General features: G+C 69.6%; 17 protein-coding genes. 3 read left to right on the forward strand and 14 right to left on the reverse strand.

Going from position 1 to position 21,707, the window contains the following annotated elements; all coding sequences use genetic code 11:
- Positions 1 to 65: 65 nt before the first annotated feature.
- The 14 genes from hemA to bchF form a co-directional block, all read right to left on the reverse strand.
- Positions 66 to 1,283 carry a 5-aminolevulinate synthase gene (gene hemA, locus ACYQPG_RS21085; RefSeq protein WP_461231685.1) on the reverse strand — a complete coding sequence of 406 codons (1,218 nt, stop codon included), beginning with the start codon at positions 1,281 to 1,283 and terminating at the stop codon, positions 66 to 68.
- 110 nt (positions 1,284 to 1,393) lie between these two features.
- Entirely contained in the window at positions 1,394 to 2,188 is a 795-nt protein-coding gene (gene puhE / locus ACYQPG_RS21090) for a putative photosynthetic complex assembly protein PuhE (protein WP_147909147.1), read from the reverse strand.
- 1 nt (position 2,189) lies between these two features.
- The gene (gene acsF / locus ACYQPG_RS21095; RefSeq protein ID WP_147938460.1) at positions 2,190 to 3,278 is read right to left on the reverse strand and encodes a magnesium-protoporphyrin IX monomethyl ester (oxidative) cyclase; all 1,089 of its coding nucleotides are present in this window, start codon (positions 3,276 to 3,278) and stop codon (positions 2,190 to 2,192) included.
- On the reverse strand, positions 3,275 to 3,571 hold the full coding sequence (locus ACYQPG_RS21100; RefSeq protein WP_147854059.1) for a hypothetical protein: 297 nt from the start codon (positions 3,569 to 3,571) through the stop codon (positions 3,275 to 3,277). The genes acsF and ACYQPG_RS21100 overlap by 4 nt, the downstream gene beginning before the upstream one ends.
- Positions 3,571 to 4,059: a photosynthetic complex assembly protein PuhC gene (puhC, locus tag ACYQPG_RS21105; protein ID WP_419830143.1), complete on the reverse strand. Its 489-nt coding sequence runs from the start codon at positions 4,057 to 4,059 to the stop codon at positions 3,571 to 3,573. The genes ACYQPG_RS21100 and puhC overlap by 1 nt, the downstream gene beginning before the upstream one ends.
- A gap of 11 nt (positions 4,060 to 4,070) precedes the next feature.
- Complete coding sequence (gene puhB / locus ACYQPG_RS21110; RefSeq protein WP_147938463.1) at positions 4,071 to 4,727, reverse strand: photosynthetic complex putative assembly protein PuhB; 657 nt, start codon at positions 4,725 to 4,727, stop codon at positions 4,071 to 4,073.
- Entirely contained in the window at positions 4,724 to 5,503 is a 780-nt protein-coding gene (gene puhA, locus ACYQPG_RS21115) for a photosynthetic reaction center subunit H (protein WP_147854056.1), read from the reverse strand. Before puhA ends, puhB begins: the two co-directional genes overlap by 4 nt.
- Positions 5,504 to 5,521: 18 nt before the next feature.
- Positions 5,522 to 6,952: a BCD family MFS transporter gene (locus tag ACYQPG_RS21120; protein WP_147938465.1), complete on the reverse strand. Its 1,431-nt coding sequence runs from the start codon at positions 6,950 to 6,952 to the stop codon at positions 5,522 to 5,524.
- Positions 6,949 to 7,704, reverse strand: a complete 756-nt coding sequence (gene bchM / locus ACYQPG_RS21125) for a magnesium protoporphyrin IX methyltransferase (protein WP_147938466.1) — start codon at positions 7,702 to 7,704, stop codon at positions 6,949 to 6,951. Before bchM ends, ACYQPG_RS21120 begins: the two co-directional genes overlap by 4 nt.
- A 33-nt stretch (positions 7,705 to 7,737) precedes the next feature.
- On the reverse strand, positions 7,738 to 8,631 hold the full coding sequence (bchL, locus tag ACYQPG_RS21130) for a ferredoxin:protochlorophyllide reductase (ATP-dependent) iron-sulfur ATP-binding protein (protein WP_147909140.1): 894 nt from the start codon (positions 8,629 to 8,631) through the stop codon (positions 7,738 to 7,740).
- Positions 8,628 to 12,374 carry a magnesium chelatase subunit H gene (locus ACYQPG_RS21135; protein WP_461231686.1) on the reverse strand — a complete coding sequence of 1,249 codons (3,747 nt, stop codon included), beginning with the start codon at positions 12,372 to 12,374 and terminating at the stop codon, positions 8,628 to 8,630. Before ACYQPG_RS21135 ends, bchL begins: the two co-directional genes overlap by 4 nt.
- Positions 12,364 to 13,953 carry a ferredoxin:protochlorophyllide reductase (ATP-dependent) subunit B gene (bchB, locus tag ACYQPG_RS21140; RefSeq protein ID WP_461231687.1) on the reverse strand — a complete coding sequence of 530 codons (1,590 nt, stop codon included), beginning with the start codon at positions 13,951 to 13,953 and terminating at the stop codon, positions 12,364 to 12,366. The genes ACYQPG_RS21135 and bchB overlap by 11 nt, the downstream gene beginning before the upstream one ends.
- A 4-nt stretch (positions 13,954 to 13,957) precedes the next feature.
- Complete coding sequence (locus ACYQPG_RS21145) at positions 13,958 to 15,193, reverse strand: ferredoxin:protochlorophyllide reductase (ATP-dependent) subunit N (protein ID WP_461232496.1); 1,236 nt, start codon at positions 15,191 to 15,193, stop codon at positions 13,958 to 13,960.
- 50 nt (positions 15,194 to 15,243) lie between these two features.
- On the reverse strand, positions 15,244 to 15,750 hold the full coding sequence (bchF, locus tag ACYQPG_RS21150; protein ID WP_461231688.1) for a 2-vinyl bacteriochlorophyllide hydratase: 507 nt from the start codon (positions 15,748 to 15,750) through the stop codon (positions 15,244 to 15,246).
- A gap of 326 nt (positions 15,751 to 16,076) precedes the next feature.
- Between bchF and ACYQPG_RS21155 the strand changes: the two genes are divergently transcribed.
- The 3 genes from ACYQPG_RS21155 (at position 16,077) to ACYQPG_RS21165 (ending at position 20,560) form a co-directional block, all read left to right on the forward strand.
- A complete protein-coding gene (locus tag ACYQPG_RS21155; protein ID WP_419830146.1) occupies positions 16,077 to 16,988 on the forward strand; it encodes a cobalamin B12-binding domain-containing protein in 912 nt (303 codons plus the stop codon).
- Positions 16,989 to 17,016: 28 nt separating this feature from the next.
- Positions 17,017 to 18,465: a transcriptional regulator PpsR gene (gene ppsR / locus ACYQPG_RS21160; RefSeq protein ID WP_147909136.1), complete on the forward strand. Its 1,449-nt coding sequence runs from the start codon at positions 17,017 to 17,019 to the stop codon at positions 18,463 to 18,465.
- Positions 18,466 to 19,138: 673 nt separating this feature from the next.
- The gene (locus ACYQPG_RS21165) at positions 19,139 to 20,560 is read left to right on the forward strand and encodes a DUF2254 family protein (protein ID WP_419830147.1); all 1,422 of its coding nucleotides are present in this window, start codon (positions 19,139 to 19,141) and stop codon (positions 20,558 to 20,560) included.
- Positions 20,561 to 21,707 lie beyond the last annotated feature (1,147 nt).

The following is a 21,707-nucleotide window of genomic DNA, read 5'->3' on the forward strand; positions in this document are numbered from 1 at the left end:
GGGCTCCGTCGACGCCCGCTCGCGCGGGCTCTCAGGATGCGGGAGCGGGTGGGAGAAGGGAACCGCTACTCCGCCGCCTTCTGCCGGAGCCCGATCCGCGCCCAGATCGTGGAGAGCGCCCCGACCAGATTGGCGATATCCGCATCCGTGTGCAGCGGCGATGGGGTGATCCGGAGGCGCTCGGTGCCGCGGGCTACCGTCGGGTAGTTGATCGGTTGCACGTAGATGCCGAACTCGTCGAGCAGGGTGTCGGAGATCGCCTTGCACAGCACGGGATCGCAGACCATCACCGGCACGATGTGGCTGTCGTTGGGCAGGACCGGGATGTCGGCGGCCTCCAGGGCGGTCCGGACCTTGGCGCAGCGCTCCTGATGGCGCGCCCGCTCGGTGCCGCTGGCCTTGAGATGGCGGATCGAGGCCGCTGCGCCGGCCGCAACCGCGGGGGGCAGCGAAGTGGTGAAGATGAAGCCGGAGGCGAAGCTGCGCACGAAGTCGCACAGCTTCTCCGAGGCGGTGATGTAGCCGCCGTGCACGCCGAACGCCTTACCCAGCGTCCCCTCGATCACATCGAGGCGGTGGGCGACGCCGTCGCGCTCCGAGATTCCGCCGCCACGGGCGCCGTAGAGGCCGACCGCGTGGACCTCGTCGAGATAGGTGAGCGCCCCATGGGCCTCGGCCACGTCGCAGATTTCTTCGATGGGGGCGATGTCGCCGTCCATCGAGTACACGGATTCGAACGCGATGAGCTTCGGCCGGGCCGGATCGACCAAGGCGAGCTTCCGGTTCAGATCCTCCGGATCGTTGTGACGAAAAATGTGGCGTTCGGCCCGGGAGAACCGGATGCCCTCGATCATCGACGCGTGGTTCTCGGAATCGGAGAAGACCGCGCAGTTCGGCAGGCGCGACGCCAGGGTCCCGAGCGCCGCCCAGTTCGAGACGTAGCCGGAGGTGAACAGCAGGGCCGCCTCCTTGCGGTGGAGGTCGGCGAGCTCCTGCTCCAGCAGCACGTGATAGTGGTTGGTGCCGGAGATGTTGCGGGTGCCGCCGGCGCCGGCGCCGCAGCGGTCGATCGCCTCGTGCATCGCCCCGGTGACCGTGGGGTGCTGGCCCATGCCGAGATAGTCGTTCGAGCACCAGACCGTGACCGGGCGCGTGCCGGCCGGGTGGTGGTGCGTGGCGTGCGGGAAGTTGCCGGCGTGGCGCTCGAGATCGGTGAAGACCCGGTAGCGCCCTTCGCGGTGGAGACCGGCGATCTCGGCTCCGAAGAAGGTTTCGTAGTCCATGTCGCCTCTCCCCGATTGGTTCGCGGGTTGCCCCCGCCTGTGAGGTTGGATTTCGCACGAGACCAGTTCCAAACTGGTGCGCGCGCGAAATCCTTTCGTGATGGCCGGGTCTACCCGTTGTCCCGCGGCCGCGCCGCGCCGTCCGGCCCGCGGGCCGGCAGACTCCACCGCCACAATTCGGCCGAGGGCAGCGGCAGCATCAGGAACCAGTGTTCGAGCGTCGCCAGCGCCATCAGGGTCGCCAGCACGGTGAAACCGATCAGTTCGTGCGCCAACAGGTCCGGACCGAGCGCCGCCCGCCCGAGCAGCCCCGCCGCGATGGTCCCGAGGCTCACCGAGACCGGGAACAGGAGGTTCATCGGCTTGCGCGACAGGTAGCAGGCCAGGTAGCCGAGGTGATCAGGCAGGAACTCGGCGTGCAGGTTGCGCACACCGAGGAACAGGTTCAACCGCGCCGACAGGTTCATCACCACCAGCGCGCCGTAGGTCCATAACGCGATGGTGTTGGCCCCGCCCCAGACCAGCGCCAGGATCGCCAGGCCGCCGATCACGATGGCGAATTCGTGCCACAGGCTGGTGGCGAGCGCAGCCAGAAACCGGTCGAAACCGCGCAAGCCCGGCGCGCAGGCGAACGGCTTCGGGCCCGACAGGAAGCCCATGTAGTAGCTCATCTCCTGCCAACCCCACACCACCAGGGCGGCCGTGAAGGCCGTGTAGGCCCCTGCGGCGCTGGTATCCTGGGCGCTGGTACGGATCGCCACCAGGGCGCCGGCAAGCAGCAGGGTCGCGCCGGCCATGCTCCACGGATGCGTGCGCCGCGGCGCGTGGTCGAGCAGCAGGATCAGCCCGGTGGAGAACCACCAGAGCAGAAGCGCGTAGACCACCGGCGCGGCGTAGGTCGCCATTCTACCAGACCGGCTGGAGGCGGATGTCGGCCGGCAATGCGTTCGCCTTCACCGGCAGGAGATAGAGCCGGACGAAGGTGGCGGCCGCGCGCAGCACCTGGACCCCGTGCTTCAGCTTGCCCAGGACGCCGCCCTGAGCCCGGGCTTCCGCGATCGCCCGCGAGCAGGCCAGCAGCGTCTCCAGCCCGGCGTGGAACTTCGGGTTGTCGAGATCGAGCTCCAGCGGGAAGGTCTGCCGCGAGATCTCGGAGGTGATGCGGAAGACCCTGTAATCGTAGTCGGTTGGATCGACCCCCAGCGCGGCGTGGAAGGCCGGGCGGTGATGGTCACGTACGTACATCGTGGCGAAGACCGCCAGCAGGAAGAACCGGATCCAGTAGCGATTGATGCCGCTGGTCAGCTTGGGGTTGGCGCGCATCAACAGCGCGAATGCCTCACCGTGGCGGAACTCGTCGTTGCACCACAACTCGAACCACTTGAAGATCGGATGGATGCGCCGCTCCGGGTGCTTCTCCAGCTCGCGGAAGATCGTGATGTAGCGGGCGTAGCCGATCTTTTCGGACAGGTACGTCGCGTAGAAGATGAACTTCGGCCGGAAAAACGTGTATTTTTTCGACTTGGTGAGGAAGCCCAGGTCCACGCCGATGCCGAAATCCTTCAGCGTGTCGTTGATGAAGCCGGCGTGGCGCGCCTCGTCACGGCTCATGAAGCCGAACAGCTCCTTGATGTCCTTGTTCTTCGCGCGCTTGCGCATCTCGGCGTAAAGCACGCAGCCGGAGAACTCGGCGGTGATCGACGAAACCAGGAAATCCAGAAACTCCTTCCGCAGCTCGGGCTCCATCTGCGACAGGTCGCAGTCGAAGTCGGCGTTGCGGGTGAAGTGGCGCTTATTCGGGTCGTCGCGCAACTCGGCGATGAGCAGGTCCCAGTCCCGGCGTACGGGCTCGACATCGGTGCGGTCGAGTTCGACGAAATCGGTGGTGTAGAAGCGCGGGCTCAGGAAGGTCGTCTCCTGCGCGGCCTTGGTCGATTCGTTGACCGGTGTTTTCGGGACCGGCTGGCCGGAGAGCGGCGGGACAGGAGCGTTCACAGCTTCCTCCTCTCGGAAAAACTGACCTCGTAGAGTTCGGTCAGTTCGAGATGGGCGACGAGCTTGGTCCAGGCCCGCTCGAGCGGGCCGGCCCGGGTGACGGTGGCGGTGCGGCGGACGGTGAGCCGCTCGCCATAGGGCACGGAGGTCGGCGCGTCGTGGACCTGGACCTCGTCGCCGGGCTCGATCTCGAAGCCGGAATCCAGGGTCACGTGCGCGTGCAGGCTCTCGGGCGTCTGCTCGATCTCGACCGTGCACGGCACGGTGACGGTGCGGCTCCCGAACAGGCCCATCAGCGGGTCTCCGTCGTGGCGGCGGCGAGCAGCCGGGCGAAGGCGCCGGCATTGGTCGGGCCGAACGCCTCGAGCGGCACCCGGCGGCCGGTGGCGTCGTCCGCGAGCGAGAGACGGCCGTCGTCGTAGCGGGTCAGGCTGAACGGCTGTTCCTGGCCGAGGCCATCGCGCTGGCGGGCCTGGGCCAGGCCCCGCAGCGTCCCGCGCAGAAAGCCGTCCTCGCCGGGGCGGATCCAGGCGACGATGTGCCGGTCGGCGGCGTTACGCAGGGCGATCGACCCGTCGACCTGGTCCTCGGCGCGGAATTCCAGCCGCTCGACGGGCTTGGCCGGCGGCAGGGCGATCATGCCGATGCCTTCGCTGCGCCCGATCAGGACGGCCAGCATGGAGAAGCCCATCAGCGCGCCGGCGCCGATCATCAGCAGAGCCGGTGCCGGTCCGGCTGCCGAGCTTTTGGCCCGGCCGACGCTCTCCGCCCGCTCGCCCATCGCGCCTCTCCCTACTCGGCCGCGACGAGGCGGCCGGGATTGTCTTGGACCGCCCGCGGACGCGGGACGATCATGGGCCGTACCGTCTGAGACGCCTCGGCATGGGCCTCGATCGCCCGCGCCAGGACCATCGCAACCGCATCCGCATCAGGCACGGATCGCAGCATGGGCTGAGTCCGGCCGAGACGCCAGGGCCGGGCATGCGGCCACAGCTGAAGGTAGGCGATGCGGAGGCCCGGCCGCAACTGGAGCGGCAAGTCTCCGCTCCCGTCCGTGAAGGCACGCAACGCCGCACCCTCGATCTGGGCGAAGGGCACGTTGTGGGTCACCGGCAGGGCGATCCCGGCCTGCAGCACCACCCGGCGGTTGGTGATCGTGTAGACCGTGGTGCGGTGGGTCAGCCAGGCGAACAGACGCAGAAGGGCCAATCCGACCGCGCCGACCACCAGCGTCGGCCCCACGGTGGAGAGCGCCGCCGCGGGCGAGCCGGCGCTGAGCCCGAAGGCCAGGGCGCAGGCGGCGAACCAGGCGGCGACCAGGCGGGCGTGATAGATCCGGACCAGTGCCCCCGCGGTGGTCGGCGCGCCCTGCCACAGGATGCGCTCGCCCGCAGGAAGCGGGCCCGGCAACCCGCGCGGAGTGCCCTCGGGCAGGAAATCGCCGCTCATAGCAGGGGCTCCGCCCGGGCCGGGGTGGCGTAGAGCGTGCCGGCACCGAAATAGGCCATGATCCGCTCCTCCTCCAGGAAGGTGATGCTGTCGGGATCCCGCGTCGCCGGGATGTCGGCGAACTGGTCGGCGAGCAGGGCTTCGGACTTCACCGTCTTGGTGAAGCCGCCGGCCCGGCAGAACGCGGACGGCATCAGCCTGCGTCCGCCCGTGGGCAATTCGACCTCGTAGTAGCGGATCAGCGATTCGCCGCGGTCGATCCAGACGTCGCTGACGACGCCCGCCACCCCATTATCGGTGCCGAACACGGTCATGCCGATCGGGTTCGGGCCGTCCTCGTGGACGACGAAGGCGGTGGCGACCCGCAGGGGCACGATCCGCTTCTCGTCGTCCCAGGTCCTGTCGTGCACGTCGTGGCGGACGACCCAGGAACCGGGGCCGACGCCCGCCTGGAGCGACGTTTCGGTCCGCTCGTACGGCGCGCCGGGCCAGGGCTCGACCTTGCGGGCCGGGATACCGGTCTCGATGTCGTCGCGGCCCTGCATCGCCTGCGGCGCGTAAGTGGTCTCGCCGCCCGGCAGGTGGAATGCCTTGGAGCGCGGGATCAGGACCGGATCCGGCGCCTTGCGGCGACCGACGATCTCGTTCTCCAGCGGATAGCCCTCCCGGCGATCCTCCCGGCGCAGCCAGAACACAAGGCCGGCGAAGAAGATGAAGAAGGCGTAGAGCACGACCTGGGCGACGTCGACGTAACCCGTAATGGCGCCGGTTGGCATGGTTGTCCTCCCCGAGTCTCAGGCCGTCCGTTCGGCAAGGGTGCCGCCGAGGCGATCTCGAACCGTTGCACGCGCGTCCTCCCGCACGAGCGGACCCAGGGCGATCAGGGCCGCGAACAGGAGGGCGATCTCGATGTGGTAGACGATGAGGTAGCCGATCGCGGGCTCGTTCATGCCCTCGCCGAGCACCCCCGACTGGGCGATGGCGCCGCCGACGTCGCGCACCACGCCGCTGGCGGCGATCGAGAGGCCGGCTGCGGTCGCCTGCACGGCGCCCCAGGCGCCGAGCGCCAGCCCGGTATCCTCGGGCCCGGCCCGGTTCATCGAGGCGGTGAGCGTGCCGTGGGCGAACAGGCCGCCGCCCAGGCCGATCAGGCTCACACCGGCCGCGAACAGGTCGGCCGAAGCCAGCGGCGCCGCAAAGACCACCGCCGAGAACGCCAGGATGCCGATGCCGACGCCCACTGCCGAAACCCGGAACGGGTCGCCGCCGCGCCCGAGCCAGCGGGCGGCGATCAGCAGGCCAAGCCCGCCGCCGGCGGCGAGCAGCGCGGTCAACGCCGTGGTCGCCCCGACCGAAAGGTGCAGGATCTGGCCGCCATAGGGCTCCAGCAGGATGTCCTGCATCGAGAACCCGGCGGTGCCGAGCCCGATCGCCACGAGGCGCCGCCGCGCGGCACCTTGCCCGGCATAGTCGCGCCAGGAGGAGCGGAAGTCCCGTGCGGGAGCGGTCCGGCTCCGGTTCGGGTCGCGCGGCTCCTGCTTCCACAGGGCAATCCCGTTCAGCACGATGGTGACCAGGGCTGCGCCCTGGATCACCTGGATCAGCCGCACGGGGGAGAAGTGGGCCAGGAACAGCCCGAACAGCAGGGCACTCGCCATCATGCCGAACAGCAGGGCGACGCAGAGCAGGGCCACCACCTTGGGCCGGGCATGCGCGGGGGCGAGGTCGGTGGCGAGGGCGAGGCCGACGGTCTGGGTGGTGTGCAGACCGGCCCCGACCAGCAGGAACGCGAAGGCCGCCGCCACGTCCCCGACCCAGAGCGGGCCGGTGGTGTCGCCGGACAGGATCAGCAGCGCGAACGGCATGATCGCCAGGCCGCCGAACTGGAGCAGGGTGCCGAACCAGATATACGGTACCCGCCGCCAGCCCAGAACCGAGCGGTGCGTGTCCGAGCGGAACCCGACCAGGGCCCGCAACGGCGCGAAGATCAGCGGCAGGGCCAGCATCACGGCGACGATCCAGGCCGGAACGCCGAGCTCGACGATCATCACCCGGTTGAGCGTACCGATCAGCAGCACCGCCGCCATGCCGACCGTGACCTGGAACAGCGCGAGCCGCAGCAGACGCCCCATCGGCAGCTCGACGGTGGCGGCATCCGCGAAGGGCAGGATCGCCGGGCCGAGGCGCATCAGGGCGTGGGTGAGTTTCCGGGAGGCGGTCCTCATGACGACGCCCCGGGCCGGGCCGCGTCCCCGCGTTCGGAAGGCGTGGACGGGCGCGTCCGCGTCAGCGCCACCGCGTTCGACAGGTAGAACCCGCTGTTGACCCTGTGACTTCGCGCCCAGGCGAACCCGTCGAGCGCCGGCTCCGAAGAGATGCGCCGCCGGAGCCCGCCCTCCGTCACCGGAACGATCGCCGGCGAGCGGTCGCCGCGGGGAAAGAACTGCCCGGCCGCGTGCATCAGGGTCAGCAGCGCCGTGCGGGGCGCCACCGTGAACAGCACCGAGCCGTCGGTGCGGGCGCCCAGGAGAGCGAGCGCCCGGACGATGTCGGCGGCGCGGTAATGGATCAGCGAATCCATCGCCACCACGTGGTCGAAGCGGCCGAGGTCCGGGTCGAGCATGTCGCCGACGCGGAAATCGATCCGGCCGGCGCCGGGGATCGCCGGCAGGCGCTCCCGTGCGAGCTCGACGAGGGTCGGCGAGACGTCGATGGCGACCACTTCGGCGCCGCGCCGTGCAGCCTCGACGCTGAGCGCCCCGGTGCCGCAGCCGGCATCGAGCAGGCGCAGGCCGGTCATGTCGGCGGGCAGCCAAGAGAGCAGCGTTCCGCGCATCGCGTCCCGGCCGGCCCGCACGGTGGCGCGGATCCGGCTCACCGGCGCATCGGAGGTCAGGCGCGACCAGGCCTCGACCGCGGTGCGGTCGAAATAGGTGGTCAGTTCGCCCCGTCTCGTGTCGTAGCTCGCGCCCGCCATCAGTCGAACCCCAATCTCAATCGAACCCCAATCTCAATCGAACCCTAGGAATTCGAACAGGTCGCGGTCCTTCATCGGCAGGGCTTCGCAGGGCTCCCCGCCGGCCCAGAGCGTCTCGGCGAGGCGCATGTACTCGGCCGTGACCGCGTCGAGCTCGGGGGAGGAGTCCATCTCGAACAGGGTCGACTTCTTGAGCCGCGAGCGGCGGACCACGTCGAGATCGGGGAAGTGCGCCAGCCGCTTCAGGCCGACCGCGTCGTTGAACCGGTCGATCTCGTCGGTCTTGGCCGAGCGGTTGGCGATAACGCCGCCGAGCCGCACCGGGTAGTTCTTGGACTTGGCGTGGATCGCCGCCACGATCCGGTTCATCGCGAAAATCGAGTCGAAGTCGTTGGCGGTGACGATCAGCGCACGGTCGGCATGCTGGAGCGGCGAGGCGAAGCCGCCGCAGACCACATCGCCCAGCACGTCGAACACGACGACGTCGGTGTCCTCGAGCAGGTGATGCTCCTTGAGGAGCTTCACGGTCTGGCCGACCACGTAGCCGCCGCAGCCCGTACCCGCGGGCGGGCCGCCGGCCTCGACGCACATCACGCCGTTGTAGCCCTCGACCACGAAGTCCTCGACGCGCAGCTCCTCCGAGTGGAAGTTCACCGCTTCCAGGGCGTCGATGACCGTTGGGGCGAGGCGCTTGGTCAGCGTGAAGGTCGAGTCGTGCTTAGGGTCGCAGCCGATCTGCAGCACCCGCTTGCCGAGCTTCGAGAACGCCACCGACAGGTTCGACGAGGTGGTGGACTTGCCGATGCCGCCCTTGCCGTAGACCGCGAACACCTTCGCGGTCTCGATCTTCAGGTCCGGATCGAGGGCGACCTGGAGGCTGCCTTCTTCCTTCCGGGCAACGACCGGATTACGGATGGCGATGTTCATGCGGCGACTCCTGTGGTGACGCCCTCGAGACGATCTTCCAGTTCCTCCTCGGCCCGGTCGAGGGCGTCCCGCATCTCTGCGTTCGGAGTCCAGAAGCCGCGCCGGTGCGCCTCGATCAGCCGTTGGGCGACCTTGGCGGAGGCGGTGGGGTTGAGGGAAGCCATGCGCTCGCGCATGGCCGGGTCGAGCACGTAGGTCTCGGTGATCCGCTCGTAGATCCAGGGCTGGACCGCGTTGGCGGTGGCCGACCAGCCGACCGTGTTGGTCAGGTGGGATTCAATCTGGCGCACGCCCTCATAGCCGTGTCCGAGCAGGCCCTCGTACCATTTCGGGTTGAGCATGCGGGTGCGCGTCTCAAGCGCCACCTGCTCCTCCAGGGAGCGCACGCGCCCCTCCCCGCGGGTCTGGTCGCTGATGTAGATCGGCACCGCTTCGCCGCGGGCGCGGGCCACCGCCCGGCCCATGCCGCCCAGGCCGTCGAAGTAGTGGTCCACCGAGGTGACGCCGACCTCGACCGAGTCGAGGTTCTGGTAGGCCATGTCGACGGAGGCCAGCACCGTCTTCATCAGGTCCCGCTGCGGCGTCGGCTTGCCCGTGCGGCCATACGCGAAGCTCTTGCGGCGCGAGAACGTCTCGCACAGCTCGGCATCGTCGTCCCAGGCCCCCGAATCGACCAAGTGGTTGACGTTGGCCCCGTAGGCGCCCTCGGCGTTCGAGAAGACCCGTAGCGCAGCGGTTTCCAGGTCGCAGCCCTGCTCCGCCTGGATCGCCAGTGCGTGCTTCCGGACGAAATTCTTTTCCAATGGCTCGTCGGCGGTGGCGGCGAGATAGGAGGCTTCGGCGAGGAGCTTGGTCTGCAAGGGCAGAAGGTCGCGGAAAATGCCCGAGAGGGTGACGACCGCGTCGATCCGCGGGCGGCCGAGGGTCTCTAACGGGATCAGCGCGGCGCCGCTGAGACGGCCGTAACCGTCGAAGCGCGGGGCCGCGCCGATCAGGGCCAGCGCCTGCGCGATTGGGCCGCCCTCGCTCTTGAGGTTATCAGTCCCCCACAGGACCAAGGCCACGCTCTCGGGATAGGGTTTGCCGTCCGCAGCGAAGCGCTCGAGGATGCGCTCGACCTGCCGGGCGCCGTCGGCGACCGCGAAGGTCGACGGCAAGCGGTACGGGTCGAAGCCGTGGATGTTGCGCCCGGTCGGCAGGATCGCGGGGTTGCGCAGAAGGTCGCCTCCGGCCACCGGCGGGATGAAGCGGCCATCGAGCGCCCGCAGCAGGGCCGGGACCTCGTGGTCCCTCGCCAGCAGGGTCTCGGTCCTGGCGAGGTCAGAGAACGCGGTGCGGGTCTCGGGATGCTCGGGCAGCCCGGAGGCCGCGAAGGCATCCTCGATGGCGCCCCCGGCCACCAGGGCGGCGATGCCGGCACGGTCCGGCTTCAGCCCGTGCGAGGCTTCCGCCAGGGCGAGCAGCAGATCGACCCGCTCCTCCTCCGGGACGCCTTGGCCGACCACATGCAGCCCGTGCGGGATCAGGGTCTGCTCCAACTCCTGCACGGCGGACCAGAGGTTGCCGACCCGGACGCCGAGATCGCCGGTCCAGGCCGGCTCGGCGGCGACGAGGTCGAGGGCCGCGCCCTGGTCCTGGATCATCCGGGCGAGGGTCTCACGCTCGGCCGTCGCTTCGAGATCGAGCCCGCGCCAGCGCTCCATCGAGCTCTTCAAGTCGAGCAGCCCGCGGTACAACCCGGCGGTGGCCAGGCTCGGGGTCAGGTAGCTCACCAATGTCGCGGCCGAGCGGCGCTTGGCCAGGGTCCCTTCAGAAGGGTTGTTGGCGGCATAGAGGTAGATGTTTGGCAGTGCCCCGATCATCCGCTCCGGCCAGCAGGCCTCGGACAGTCCGGTCTGCTTGCCGGGCATGAACTCGAGCGCCCCGTGGGTGCCGAAATGCAGCACGGCGTCGGCGGCGAAATCCTCGCGCAGGTAGCGGTAGAAGGCCGAGAACGCGTGGGTCGGCGCGAAGCCGCGCTCGAACAGCAGCCGCATCGGGTCGCCCTCGTAGCCGAAGGCCGGCTGTACGCCGACGAAGACGTTTCCGAACCGGGCGCCCAGCACGAACAGGTCGGCGCCGTTGGTCTGGTGGCGGCCGGGTGCCGGGCCCCACTGGGCCTCGATCTCGGCCAGATATGTCTCCCGGCGCAGGTGGTTCTCGGCCGGGATGCGGGCGTGGACGTTGGCCTGGGTCCCGTAGCGCTTGGCGTTACCCTCGAGGATCCCGTCGCGCAGGGCATCGACGGTCTCCGGGACATCCACGGTGTAGCCCTCCGCCACCAAGCCCTTCAGGGTGTTGAGCAGCGAAGCGTAGACCGACAGGAACGCCGCCGTGCCGGTGGCGCCGGCATTCGGCGGGAAGTTGAACAGCACCACGGCGAGCTTGCGCTCGGCCTTCGGAGTGCGGCGCAGAGAAACGAGGCTCCGGACACGCTCGGCGAGGCGGGCGACCCGCTCCGGATGGGCGCGCATGTCCCGGGCGTTGTCGCTGCCGGAGGCCGACGAGCGGCCGCCGAACACCATCGGGGCGGTGGCGCCGTCGAGTTCGGGGATCGCGACCATCATGGTCGCCTCCACGGGCGACAGGCCACGCTCGCCGGCCTCCCATTGCTCGATCGTCTGGAACTCCAAAGCCTGCGCGGCGATGTAGGGTACGTCCAGCCGGGCCAGCATCGCCTCGGCGGCGGCGGCGTCGTTGTAGGCCGGGCCGCCGACTAGCGAGAACCCGGTGAGCGACACCAGCGCGTCGATGCGGGCGCGGCCGTCCTGCATGAAGAAGGCGTCCACGGCCGGACGGTTGTCGAGGCCGCTGGCGAAGGCGGGAACCACGTCGAGGCCCCGGGCTTCGAGGGCGGCGATCACACCATCGTAATGGGCGGTGTTGCCCGCCAGCACGTAGCTGCGCATCAGCAGCAGCCCGACGCGGCCTTTCGCGTCGGCGCCGCGGGGCAGCCGGGATGGGTCCTGGCCGATCCGGCCGGCCAAGCGAGGGTGGTAGAGGCCGGTTTCAGGATAGTCGAGTGGGGCCGGCGCGGCCGGTCCGTCGCGCCACGCCGCGCGGGCACCGGCGGCGTAGCGGTGTACCAGGAAGCGGACCAGCGCCGCGACGTTCTCATCCGAGCCGGCGAGCCAGTATTGCAGGGTGAGAAAATAGGCGCGCACGTCCTGCGCCGAGCCCGGGATGAAGCGCAGGATCTTCGGCAGCTTGCGCACAAGCGCCATCTGCCGGCCGGCATTGCCCTGCTGGCCCGGCTTGCCGCGCAGCTTCTTCAGAAAGTCGAGGGCGCTGCGCTTGTTGCCGCTCATGTCGAAGCGGCCGAGCTTGGTCGTCTTCACCACCTCGCCGGCGGACAGGCACCCGACCATCGCGTCGCAAGCGTCACGCCGCGCCGCGAGCGCCGGCAGGATCGCCCGGACATGCTCGTCCATGAACAGCATCGCGGAGAGCACGATGTCGGCCTGCGCGATGTCGCTGCGGCAGGCGTCGAGCGAGGCAGGATCGTTGTCCCACTCGGCCGCCGCGTGGAAGTCGAGCACCAGACCCGGCATCTCGGACCGCAGGCGCAGACGCGCCCGCTCCACCGCGCTCGCGAGGTGGTTGTCGAGTGTGACGATGACGACCCGAATCGGCGGCCGGCGCTTGGATGCGTCCGCCTTGGCCGAGCCGGCCGCCAGGCCGGCGGTGAGCGCTCTAGCGGCCATAATGCGCCTTGGCGTCGTAGAGGGTTTCGAGGGTGATGAGCGGCAGCCGCCGCTCACGGGCGAATTTCTCCGTGTTGCTGCGCGCCTTACCGCGCACGAAGAACGGGATTTTCTTCAGCTCTTTCTCGGCCTCGGGCGCCCAGGGCGCGGCCGTGATCACGACGTCTTCGTCCAGGAGGATCGCGGCAGTCGCTGCCGGTGCCGGATCGGCCGCTTCGGATTCCTGCGGCGCGGAGACCGCGAGGGAGTTGCCGCCGAGATGCGAGGGCCCGACGCCGTCGTGGAATTCGGGATCCTCCCGGAACATACCGAGCAGGTGCTCCTCCAGGCCCATCATCAACGGATGGACGAGGGTGTCGAACAGGACGTTGGCGCCCTCGAAACCCATCTGCGGAGCGTAGCGTGCCGGGAAATCCTGGACGTGGATCGGGGCGGAGATCACCGCGCAGGGGATGCCGAGCCGCTTGGCGACGTGGCGCTCCATCTGGGTTCCGAGGACCAACTCGGGGGCGGCGGCGCGGATCGCAGCCTCGACGTCGAGATAATCGTCGGTGATCAGCGCCTCGATGCCGTGCTCGGCGGCCTCGGCCCGAACTTCGCGGGCGAATTCGCGGCTGTAGGTCCCGAGGCCGACGACGGTGAAGCCCAGCTCCCGGGCCGCCATCCTGGCGATGCCGATCGCGTGCGTGGCGTCGCCGAATACGAAGACGCGCTTGCCGGTCAGGTAGGTCGAATCGACAGAGCGCGAGTACCACGGGAGCCGCGAGCCAGGGCCCTCGAGGAGCGGTGCCGGATCGAGGCCGGCGAGGCCCGCGATCTCGGCGACGAAGCGGCGCGTGGCGCCGACGCCGAGCGGCACCTCACGGGTGAACGGCTGCCCGAAGCTCTTCTTGAGATACTCGGCCGCGCTGCGGGCGGTTTCCGGGTAGAGCACGACGTTGAAGTCGGCATCCTTGAGGCGACCGAGGTCGGCCGGGCTGGCACCCAACGGCGCCACCACGTTGACGTCGACCCCGAGCGTATCAAGCAGCCTGCGGATCTCGATCAGGTCGTCGCGGTGGCGAAAGCCGAGCGCCGTCGGGCCGAGGATGTTGCAGAGCGGATGCCGGCCCGGCTCCCGCGCGGGACGCGGTCCGGGCGCTCCGGCGAGCGCCCGGACCAACCGATAGAAGGTCTCGGACGCCCCCCAGTTTTCTTTTTTCTGATAGGCCGGCAGCTCCAGCGGGATCACCGGGATCGGCAGGTTGAGGGCCTTGGCCAGCCCGCCCGGATCGTCCTGGATCAGCTCGGCGGTGCAGGAGGCGCCGACGATCATCGCCTGCGGCTGGAAGCGGGCGTAGGCGGCGGCGACCGAGGTCTTGAACAGCTCGGCGGTGTCGCGGCCGAGATCCTGAGCCCGGAAGGTCGTGTAGGTGACGGGCGGACGGGCATCGCGCCGCTCGATCATCGTGAACAGCAGGTCTGCGTAGGTGTCCCCCTGCGGCGCGTGCAACACGTAGTGAAGTCCGGTCATCGCGGTGGCGATGCGCATCGCGCCGATATGCGGGGGGCCTTCGTAGGTCCAGAGGGTGAGCTGCATCGCCCTACACCTCCAGCAGCGCGCGACGCCGGAGCGGACGCGCGAACAATTCGGCGAGGTCGCCGGCCTGCTCGTAGCCCTGCACGGGCGTGAACAGCAGCTCGATCGACCACTTGGTCGACAGCCCCTCGGCCTCCAGCGGGTTGGCGAGACCAAGGCCGCAGACCGTGAGGTCCGGACGCGTCGCCCGGCAGCGGTCCATCTGGTCGTCGAGGCTCTGGCCCTCGGTCACGCGGGTTCCCGCCGGCAGCATCTCGATCTCGGCCGCCAGATGCGCCCGGTGCAGGTATGGGGTCCCGACCTCGACGAGTTCCGCACCGAGTTCGCGGGCGAGGAAGCGCGCGAGCGGCACTTCGAGCTGGGAATCGGGGAAGAAGAACACCCGCCTGCCGGTGAGGCTCTCACGGTGGGCGGCAAGCGCGGTCTGAGCCCTGGCGCGACCGGCCGCGGTCGCAGCCGCGAAGGATTCGTCGGTGACGCCGAACGCCTCGGCGGCCGCCTGCAGCCAGCCGGTGGTGCCCTCGGCGCCGAGCGGGAACGGAGCGGCTAGGCGGTGCGCGCCGCGCTCGTCGAGGGCCCGGGCGGTGTCGGCCAGGAACGGCTGGGCCAGCAGGTAGCGGGTGTTCCGCCCGACCGCCGGCATGGCCCCCGCGCGGCGGGCCGGGAGGAACCGGACGTCCGTGATCCCCATCGCAGAGAACATCCGGACGAACTGGTCCTCGACCACGTCGGCCAGCGCGCCAACGATCAGGAGCGAGGGCTCCGCTTCGGAGGATGACCGGGGCAGCTCCGGCACGAGGGCGGCGAGGCACGCATCCTCTCCCTGCGTGAAGGTCGTCTCGATGCCGGAGCCGGAATAGTTCAGCACCCGCACCGGTGCGAGGCGTCCCGACAGGCGCTGGGCCGCCCGGGACAGGTCGAGCTTGATCACCTCGGACGGGCAGGAGCCCACCAGGAACAGCAGCTTGATGTCCGGACGGCGCTCGATCAGCCGGGTGACGACCCGGTCGAGCTCCTCGTTGGCGTCGGCGATGCCGGCGAGGTCGCGCTCGTCGATGATCGCGGTAGCAAAGCGCGGCTCTGCGAAGATCATCACCCCGGCGGCCGACTGGATCAGGTGGGCACAGGTGCGCGAGCCGACGACCAGAAAGAACGCATCCTGGATCTTCCGGTGCAGCCAGACGATGCCGGTGAGCCCGCAGAACACCGCGCGCTGGCCGTGCTCCTGATGGAGGTCGATGCCGCCGCAGGCGGCCGACGTTGCAGTGACGGGGGGCTGGACGGGCGCGTTCACGACAGCGCCTCCGCCAGATGCGGCCCGCCGGCGCCGGTGCCCTCCAGGCGGGCGGCCCGGAGCTTGAGCAGAAACTGACCGGCGTTGATCACGTAGGTGGCGTAGGCCGCCAGAGCGAGGATCAGCAGGGCCCGCTCAGCCAGCGCGCCAGTGACCAACGCGGCGAGGTAGGCAGTGTGGAGCGCCAGCACCAGCATGCTGACCACATCCTCCCAGAAGAAGGCCGGCGCGAACAACCAGCGGTCGAACACGACCTTTTCCCAGATCGAGCCCGTCACCATGATTGCGTAGAGCGCCACAGTCTTGGCCACGACCGAGATCTGAGCGGCGAGCAGGCCTTGCCCAGTCGCGAGCGCCCGCAGCACCAGGGCCAGACTCACCAGGAAAATCAGGAATTGTAGCGGGGCGAGCAGTCCTTGCACCAGCGTCCAGGGCGAGGCGTCGCGCCTCTGCCGCTGGGCGGACGTGTAGAGCGGTCGTGATGGCCGGTCCCCGGGACCCATGCATCCGCTCCCCTGTGCTCGGCGACGCCCGTCGGGTGTCGTCGTTGGCAGAGGCTAGGGCCCAGGCACCAAAAGTGTCAAGTGCGCTTGACGCTTCGTTCGGGTGACATCGAGTTTGATATATTTTCTTTGTTCCAAGTCATTGCCAAGATCGACGGCTCAGGTATCGTTCCGAACGCTGGTCGATGCCTTCCGTGGCTTGGCTGGTTCGATTCGAGGATCTGCGACGACGACGACTTGAGAAGATCGGCGGGCAACGCCGCACTCGACGCGCTTGCGGAACCGCCGGCCCACCTGGGCCGGGGCCGCTTCTGGGAGGGATGCCTATGGGAGACTGGAGGCATTTCGGCGAGCGTCTGGATCCGGGTCCGATCGCTGGCGGTTGCGGCGCGATCGGCGATGGCCTGTCGGCCTACGGCGACGGGCCGCGGGTGCGCCACCAAGCCATCCCGCGCCCCTCCTCCGACGACAAGGCGGTGCCGGACGCGCTGGCCCGCTTGGTCGAGGCGGAGATCCTGCCCCGCCTGATGATGGCCCACCGGCCGGTCGGGCGCCGGGCCCAGAGCGACCGGGCGCCCAGCCCGCAGGAGATCGCGGCCTTCAGCGCCCTGCTGCTGGCCCCCGGGCCGATCGACCTGGACGGCCAGGTCGCGTCTCTGCGCGAGGGCGGGCTGCCGCTGCCGCGCCTGCTGCTCGACCTGCTCGCCCCGGCGGCGCGCCATCTCGGGGAACTCTGGGAGGAGGACGCCTGCGATTTCCTGGCCGTGACCGAGGGGCTCGGCCGGCTGCAGGCGGTGAGCCGGCGCCTCTGCGCCCAGCTCGAGGACGAGACCGTGCCGGCCAACGGCCGCAGCGTGCTGCTGCTGCCCTGCCCGGGCGAGACCCACCATTTCGGCCTGTCGATCGTCGCGAGCTTCTTCCGCGAGGCCGGCTGGGACGTGACCACGGCGGTCCCCGGCCCCGGGGTCGATCCCCTGACCCTGCTGCGCGCGGAGTGGTTCGACGTGGTCGGCCTGTCCCTGTCCTGCGACGTGTTCCTGCCGGCGCTGTCCGGCACCGTGACGGATGTCCGGAAGGCCTCCTGCAATCCGGAGGTCCGGGTCATCGTCGGCGGCCCGTATTTCGCGCGCTACGGCGGCGAGGCGGGTATCGTCGGGGCGGATGCGTGCGCTCCGGACGGCTGCTTGGCGCCGGCAACCGCAGAAGCCTTGCTGGACAGACGGGCCATGGCCTGCTGAAAGGGGCAAAATTTTCAACTCTCACGTAATGGTGATCGTGACGCCCCAGCCTCACCCCACCCCGCAGCCGCCGCCCCAGGCGCTGCTCCAGGTGGCCGGCCACCTCGACGGAGAGGCGGTCGGACGTCTCGTCGCGGCATCGGCCGACCTGTCCCTGGTGGTGGATGCCGACGGGGTGATTCGGGATGCCACGGCGGCGGCCGACCTCGACGCCGAAAACATCCCCGGCTGGCTCGGGCGGCGCTGGATCGACACCGTGACGATCGAGAGCCGGCCGAAGGTCGACGCGCTGCTGCGCGACGCCCAGACCGGCGGCATCACCCGCTGGCGGCAGATCAACCACCCCTCCCCCAGCGGCGTCGACCTGCCGATCCGCTACGCCTCCCTGCGTTCGGTGGAGGGCGGCCCGATCCTGATCCTCGGCCGGGACATGCGGGCGGTGGCCGCGCTCCAGCGCCGGCTGACCGACGCCCAGCAGGCCCTGGAGCGCGACTACGACCGCCTGCGCGCCGCCGAGACCCGGTACCGGCTGCTGTTCCAGATCTCCGGCGAGCCGGTGCTGGTGCTCGATGCCGGCACCCGCCGGGTGATCGAGGCGAACCCCGCCGCCGCGCGCCTGCTCGGCCGCCCGGCCAAGCGGCTGGCCGGCCAGGACGCGGTCGACCTGTTCGAGGCGGGCAGCGCCCGCTCCCTGGAGGCGCAGTTCGCCGCCCTGCGGGCGACCGGGCAGGCCGGCGAGTTGCGCGCCGCGCTGCCGCACGGGCGCGGCGAGGTCACGGTCTCGGTGTCGCTGTTCCGCGGCGAGGGGGGCCCGAGCGCGCTGATGCGGATCGTGGCCGATTCGGCCGCCGCCGAGGTCGGCTCCGACCAAGAGGCGCCGACCCGCGCGGTGATCGAGGCGATGCCCGAGGGCTTCGTGGTCACCGATTCGGCCCGCCGGGTCCTGATGGCCAACGCCGCCTTCCTGGAGCTGGCGCAGCTTGCCACCGAGAGCCAGGCCCGGGGCCGCACCCTCGACCAGTGGCTCGGCCGCGAGGATACCGAGGCGCAGGCCCTGTTCGCCAGCCTGGTGGACCACGGCTCCGTGCGCCGCTTCGCCACCGTGATCCGTGGCACCTATGGCGGCGTCGAGGATGTCGAGGTCGCCGCCGTCTCGGTGCCCGGGTCCCGCCCGTGCCTCGGCTTCGCGATCCGCTCCGCCCCGCGTCGGATCCCGGAGGGGCGGCTCGCCGGCAGCCGCGACGTGCCGCGCTCGGTGGAGCAGATGGCCGAGCTGGTCGGCCGGGTCTCGATGAAGACCCTGGTCCGCGAGACCACCGACCTGATCGAGAAGCTGTGCATCGAGGCGGCCCTGCGGATCACCCGGGACAACCGCGCCTCCGCGGCCGAGATGCTCGGCCTCAGCCGCCAGGGCCTCTACGCCAAGATGCGTCGCTACGGCGTCGGCGACCTCGACTCGCCGGCCGAGGACGCGTGATTCTTTTGACCTGGGGAAGGCGCGGCTGACGGCTGCGTCCAGCGGGCTTGGCTGAAAGCACAGACAAGACAACGGTTTACTCCGCCGGATAGGGGTGGCGCTTCACACGGGATGAGGGCGATGACCGGACGCGGGCGCGTCTCCCTCCCCCTCTGCGCCGTGGGTTAGACAGGTCGGAAGATCCATCTCCCAGGGTTTGATCCCCCATCTGTGATAGCCCGCGCCGTCAATCCGGGGCGCCGCAGGCGAGCCCGAAGCCCAGAAACGCTGTCGATGCAAGAGGTTGGCACGTCTGCGTCTCTGGATCCCGGGCTCCGCTGCGCGGCCCCGGGATGACGGTGCGTGGCTGTACCGGTCAAGCCGACATCCGATGAAGACCGGGCCTTCCGCCCCGAGCAGAGATCGGAATTCCAAGCTCTCCAGCCCGGAGGCCGCATTGGGGGAGGGAGAGCGCCTGTCGGTTGCGATGCGCCGTCTCCGGCCGCCATGAACGATCCGGACCACGTTCCGTAAATCTGCAACCCGGCACGGGATAGGGGTTGTCGCCTTCTCCGACAGCCGGTGCGTGAACGGCCGCGAGCCGTCCGATCCGCATCACCCCGAGGGCGGACGGTCCCCCGCATCCGTGCCATACGCATCCCGAGCGCACGCCGCGCGACAGCGAACGTCGAGCATGGCCACCATCACGTCGCTGCCGAACCGGTTCCTCAACGCCGTGAAGCGGTCGTTCCGACAATTCCTCGCCCTGCCGCTCGCCACCGTGCTCGGCTTCGTGGGATTGAACGCCCTGATCTATCTCGCCGACCGGTCGTGGTCCGCCGGGCAGGCGCCGGCGGGGTTCCGGTGGCTCGGCGACCTGCTGGGCGACAGTGCCGCCCTGGGCAGCCTGCTGACCACCGTGGCGTCGAGCATCATCACGGTGACGTCGATCACCTTCTCCCTTCTGCTCATCGCCGTGCAGCAGGGCGCGGCCGCGCTCACCGCCCAGGTGACCGACCAGTTCATGGCCCGGCGCACCAACCAGTTCTACTTCGGGTATTTCGTCGGCCTGTCGGTCTTCGTCCTGATGACCCTCGTGACCAATACAGGCTTTCACCGGCCGGTGTTCGGCACATCCCTGGCCCTGGTGCTGACCACTTCGGCGCTCTGCCTGATCATCGTGATGATCTACAACACGATCGACCAGATGCGGCCCGCCCAGATCATCCAGTTCATCCACGGCCGCGTGCTGGAGGCCAGGGCGACCGATCTGCGCCGGCTCGCCGCGACGCGCAGGACCGCCCGGGGCGATTGGCCGGTCGTCGCCGTGATCCGCTCCCGCGAGTGCGGCTACGTCGTCGATCTCGACCTCGAACGGATCCAGGCGGCCCTGGACCGGCATGCAGGCGGGGCCGTGGAGATCGAGTTCGAGATCGCGGTCGGGACCTATCGGGCCCTGCACGATCCGCTGTTCCGGCTGCGCGGCCGGCCCGGCGCGCCGCTCGAAGCGGCGGCGCGCGAGGCCGTCGTCGGGGAGGCGCTGAAGGCGCTGTCCTACGATGACGGGCGCGACCTCCGGAACGATGCCACCTACGGTCTGCACCAGCTCGCCACCATTGCGTGGACCTCGGTGTCCACGTCGAAGTCGAATCCCAGCCCGGGGCTCTCGGTCATCCAGGCCCTGCGGGACATCATCGCGCACTGGGGCGACGGCGCGACCGCAACGGGCGAGGATGCGCGATCCGGCATCGTGTATGGCGATGCCGCCCCGATCGCGGCCACCGACGCCCTGGAGGCCGTGATCCTGGTGGCCTCGGAATCGATGCAGTCCCAGACGCTTGCCGAAGCCCTCACCAGCGTGGCGATCCTGCTGCGCCATGTCGATCCGGCCACCGCGGCCCGGCTCGCCGACGTCGCCAGCCGGGCGCTGTCGAGCCTCGGCGAGCATGTCCTGACCCGCCAGCTCGAAGCCGCCCTGGCCGACCTCACGGAGGCGCTGCGGGCACGCGGCTTCGCCGCCGTGGCGGGTGCCGTGTCCGACGCCGCGTCCGGGCTGGCGGAAAGCCTGGGCCGGCTCAACTCCCGGTCGACCCGCGTGCCCGGCACGGTCTCGTAGCGGTGCCTGCGATCCGGGCTGTTACGCCTGCGCTTCCTGCGCGGCGGACCGCTTTTCATCTTCGAGCGGCGGCTGGACCGATGCAGCCGCGCCCCGTCATCCCGGGGACGCGCAGCGGAGCCCGGGATCCAGGGACGCCGACGTGGCAAGCTCTTGCACCGACGGCGGTTCTGAGTTCCGGGCTCGCCTCCGGCGCCCCGGAATGACGGCGCGGGTCTTGAGGCCTGAGGTATCGATCCTCAGGGGATGAATCGTCCGGAGGGCATAGTCCGTCGGTTGCCAGGGGGGAGGAGAGCCGGACGAGCCTCGCTCGAAGGCGATGTGGGGACGCGTTAGCCCGCACGGATGCCCCCGTGCATCGATGTAAGTCATTCGCACGACACGTTTTTTCGAGCCCCCGGGGAAGCGCGCCAGGTTCGATGATCGGCTCCGGCATCCCGGGCCGGCAAGGACATGGCGGGCTCGTATGAATCATGGGGCGAGAATCGTGGGATTGCTGCAGATCACAGGTAGCATTCGCAGCGCTCTTCCGAGGCCATGCCGGAATATGTGATCTTGTATTCAATTCGTTGCAGTATCGCAGGGCGAAGCCTGACGAAAATTTGATCGACGACTGAGAATTATCTCTGTGTCTGCGTGGTTTTCCGCCGTGCATTCCGGGATCGATTGTGCAAAATCGAGTTGTCGGCGACGAGCCGGCACCGCCCGCGCCGACGTCCATTCCCCTCGATCCGTCGGCGCGGGTGTCTTCAGGTGGCGCCCTGTGCTTCAGCCACGCTGCAATAAAGTGAGGGGCAACCTTCCAGCCTCGTGGCGCAAGCCCGGGGCTGTTTTTCGTTCAGGGCGCGGTCGGTCCATCCGCTGCGGTCGATGCCGGATGCGGGGCCCCGGCCGGTTCACGGGCCGCCAGACTGCGCGCTGCCGCGTCTGGCGCCTCGTGAGCGTGCGGGATTCACGAAGAATTGGCACCGTCAGACTTCGCGGAGTTCACGAAGGCTGGCCCGCATCGGCCCGGATCGACCCGTTCCCGCGCACAGTCGAGCGGTCGCTGATCGCGCCTTCGTGTTCGGGATAGACTGATAATGGATTTTGTATTCGTAAACTTCGGCGGACCTCGTTCGCCAAGCCGGCGCGACACGTTTTCGTC

It is taken from the genome of Methylobacterium sp. CM6246, assembly GCF_054818005.1.

Excerpts from the sequence above, each read along its gene's own strand:
- hemA (WP_461231685.1), bottom strand. The coding sequence starts at position 1,283 with ATGGACTACGAAACCTTCTTCGGAGCCGAGATCGCCGGTCTCCACCGC.
- puhE (WP_147909147.1), bottom strand. The coding sequence starts at position 2,188 with ATGGCGACCTACGCCGCGCCGGTGGTCTACGCGCTTCTGCTCTGGTGG.
- ACYQPG_RS21100 (WP_147854059.1), bottom strand. The coding sequence starts at position 3,571 with ATGGGCCTGTTCGGGAGCCGCACCGTCACCGTGCCGTGCACGGTCGAG.
- puhC (WP_419830143.1), bottom strand. The coding sequence starts at position 4,059 with ATGGGCGAGCGGGCGGAGAGCGTCGGCCGGGCCAAAAGCTCGGCAGCC.
- puhB (WP_147938463.1), bottom strand. The coding sequence starts at position 4,727 with ATGAGCGGCGATTTCCTGCCCGAGGGCACTCCGCGCGGGTTGCCGGGC.
- puhA (WP_147854056.1), bottom strand. The coding sequence starts at position 5,503 with ATGCCAACCGGCGCCATTACGGGTTACGTCGACGTCGCCCAGGTCGTG.
- ACYQPG_RS21120 (WP_147938465.1), bottom strand. The coding sequence starts at position 6,952 with ATGAGGACCGCCTCCCGGAAACTCACCCACGCCCTGATGCGCCTCGGC.
- bchM (WP_147938466.1), bottom strand. The coding sequence starts at position 7,704 with ATGGCGGGCGCGAGCTACGACACGAGACGGGGCGAACTGACCACCTAT.
- bchL (WP_147909140.1), bottom strand. The coding sequence starts at position 8,631 with ATGAACATCGCCATCCGTAATCCGGTCGTTGCCCGGAAGGAAGAAGGC.
- ACYQPG_RS21135 (WP_461231686.1), bottom strand. The coding sequence starts at position 12,374 with ATGGCCGCTAGAGCGCTCACCGCCGGCCTGGCGGCCGGCTCGGCCAAG.
- bchB (WP_461231687.1), bottom strand. The coding sequence starts at position 13,953 with ATGCAGCTCACCCTCTGGACCTACGAAGGCCCCCCGCATATCGGCGCG.
- bchF (WP_461231688.1), bottom strand. The coding sequence starts at position 15,750 with ATGGGTCCCGGGGACCGGCCATCACGACCGCTCTACACGTCCGCCCAG.
- ACYQPG_RS21155 (WP_419830146.1), top strand. The coding sequence starts at position 16,077 with ATGGGAGACTGGAGGCATTTCGGCGAGCGTCTGGATCCGGGTCCGATC.
- ppsR (WP_147909136.1), top strand. The coding sequence starts at position 17,017 with ATGGTGATCGTGACGCCCCAGCCTCACCCCACCCCGCAGCCGCCGCCC.
- ACYQPG_RS21165 (WP_419830147.1), top strand. The coding sequence starts at position 19,139 with ATGGCCACCATCACGTCGCTGCCGAACCGGTTCCTCAACGCCGTGAAG.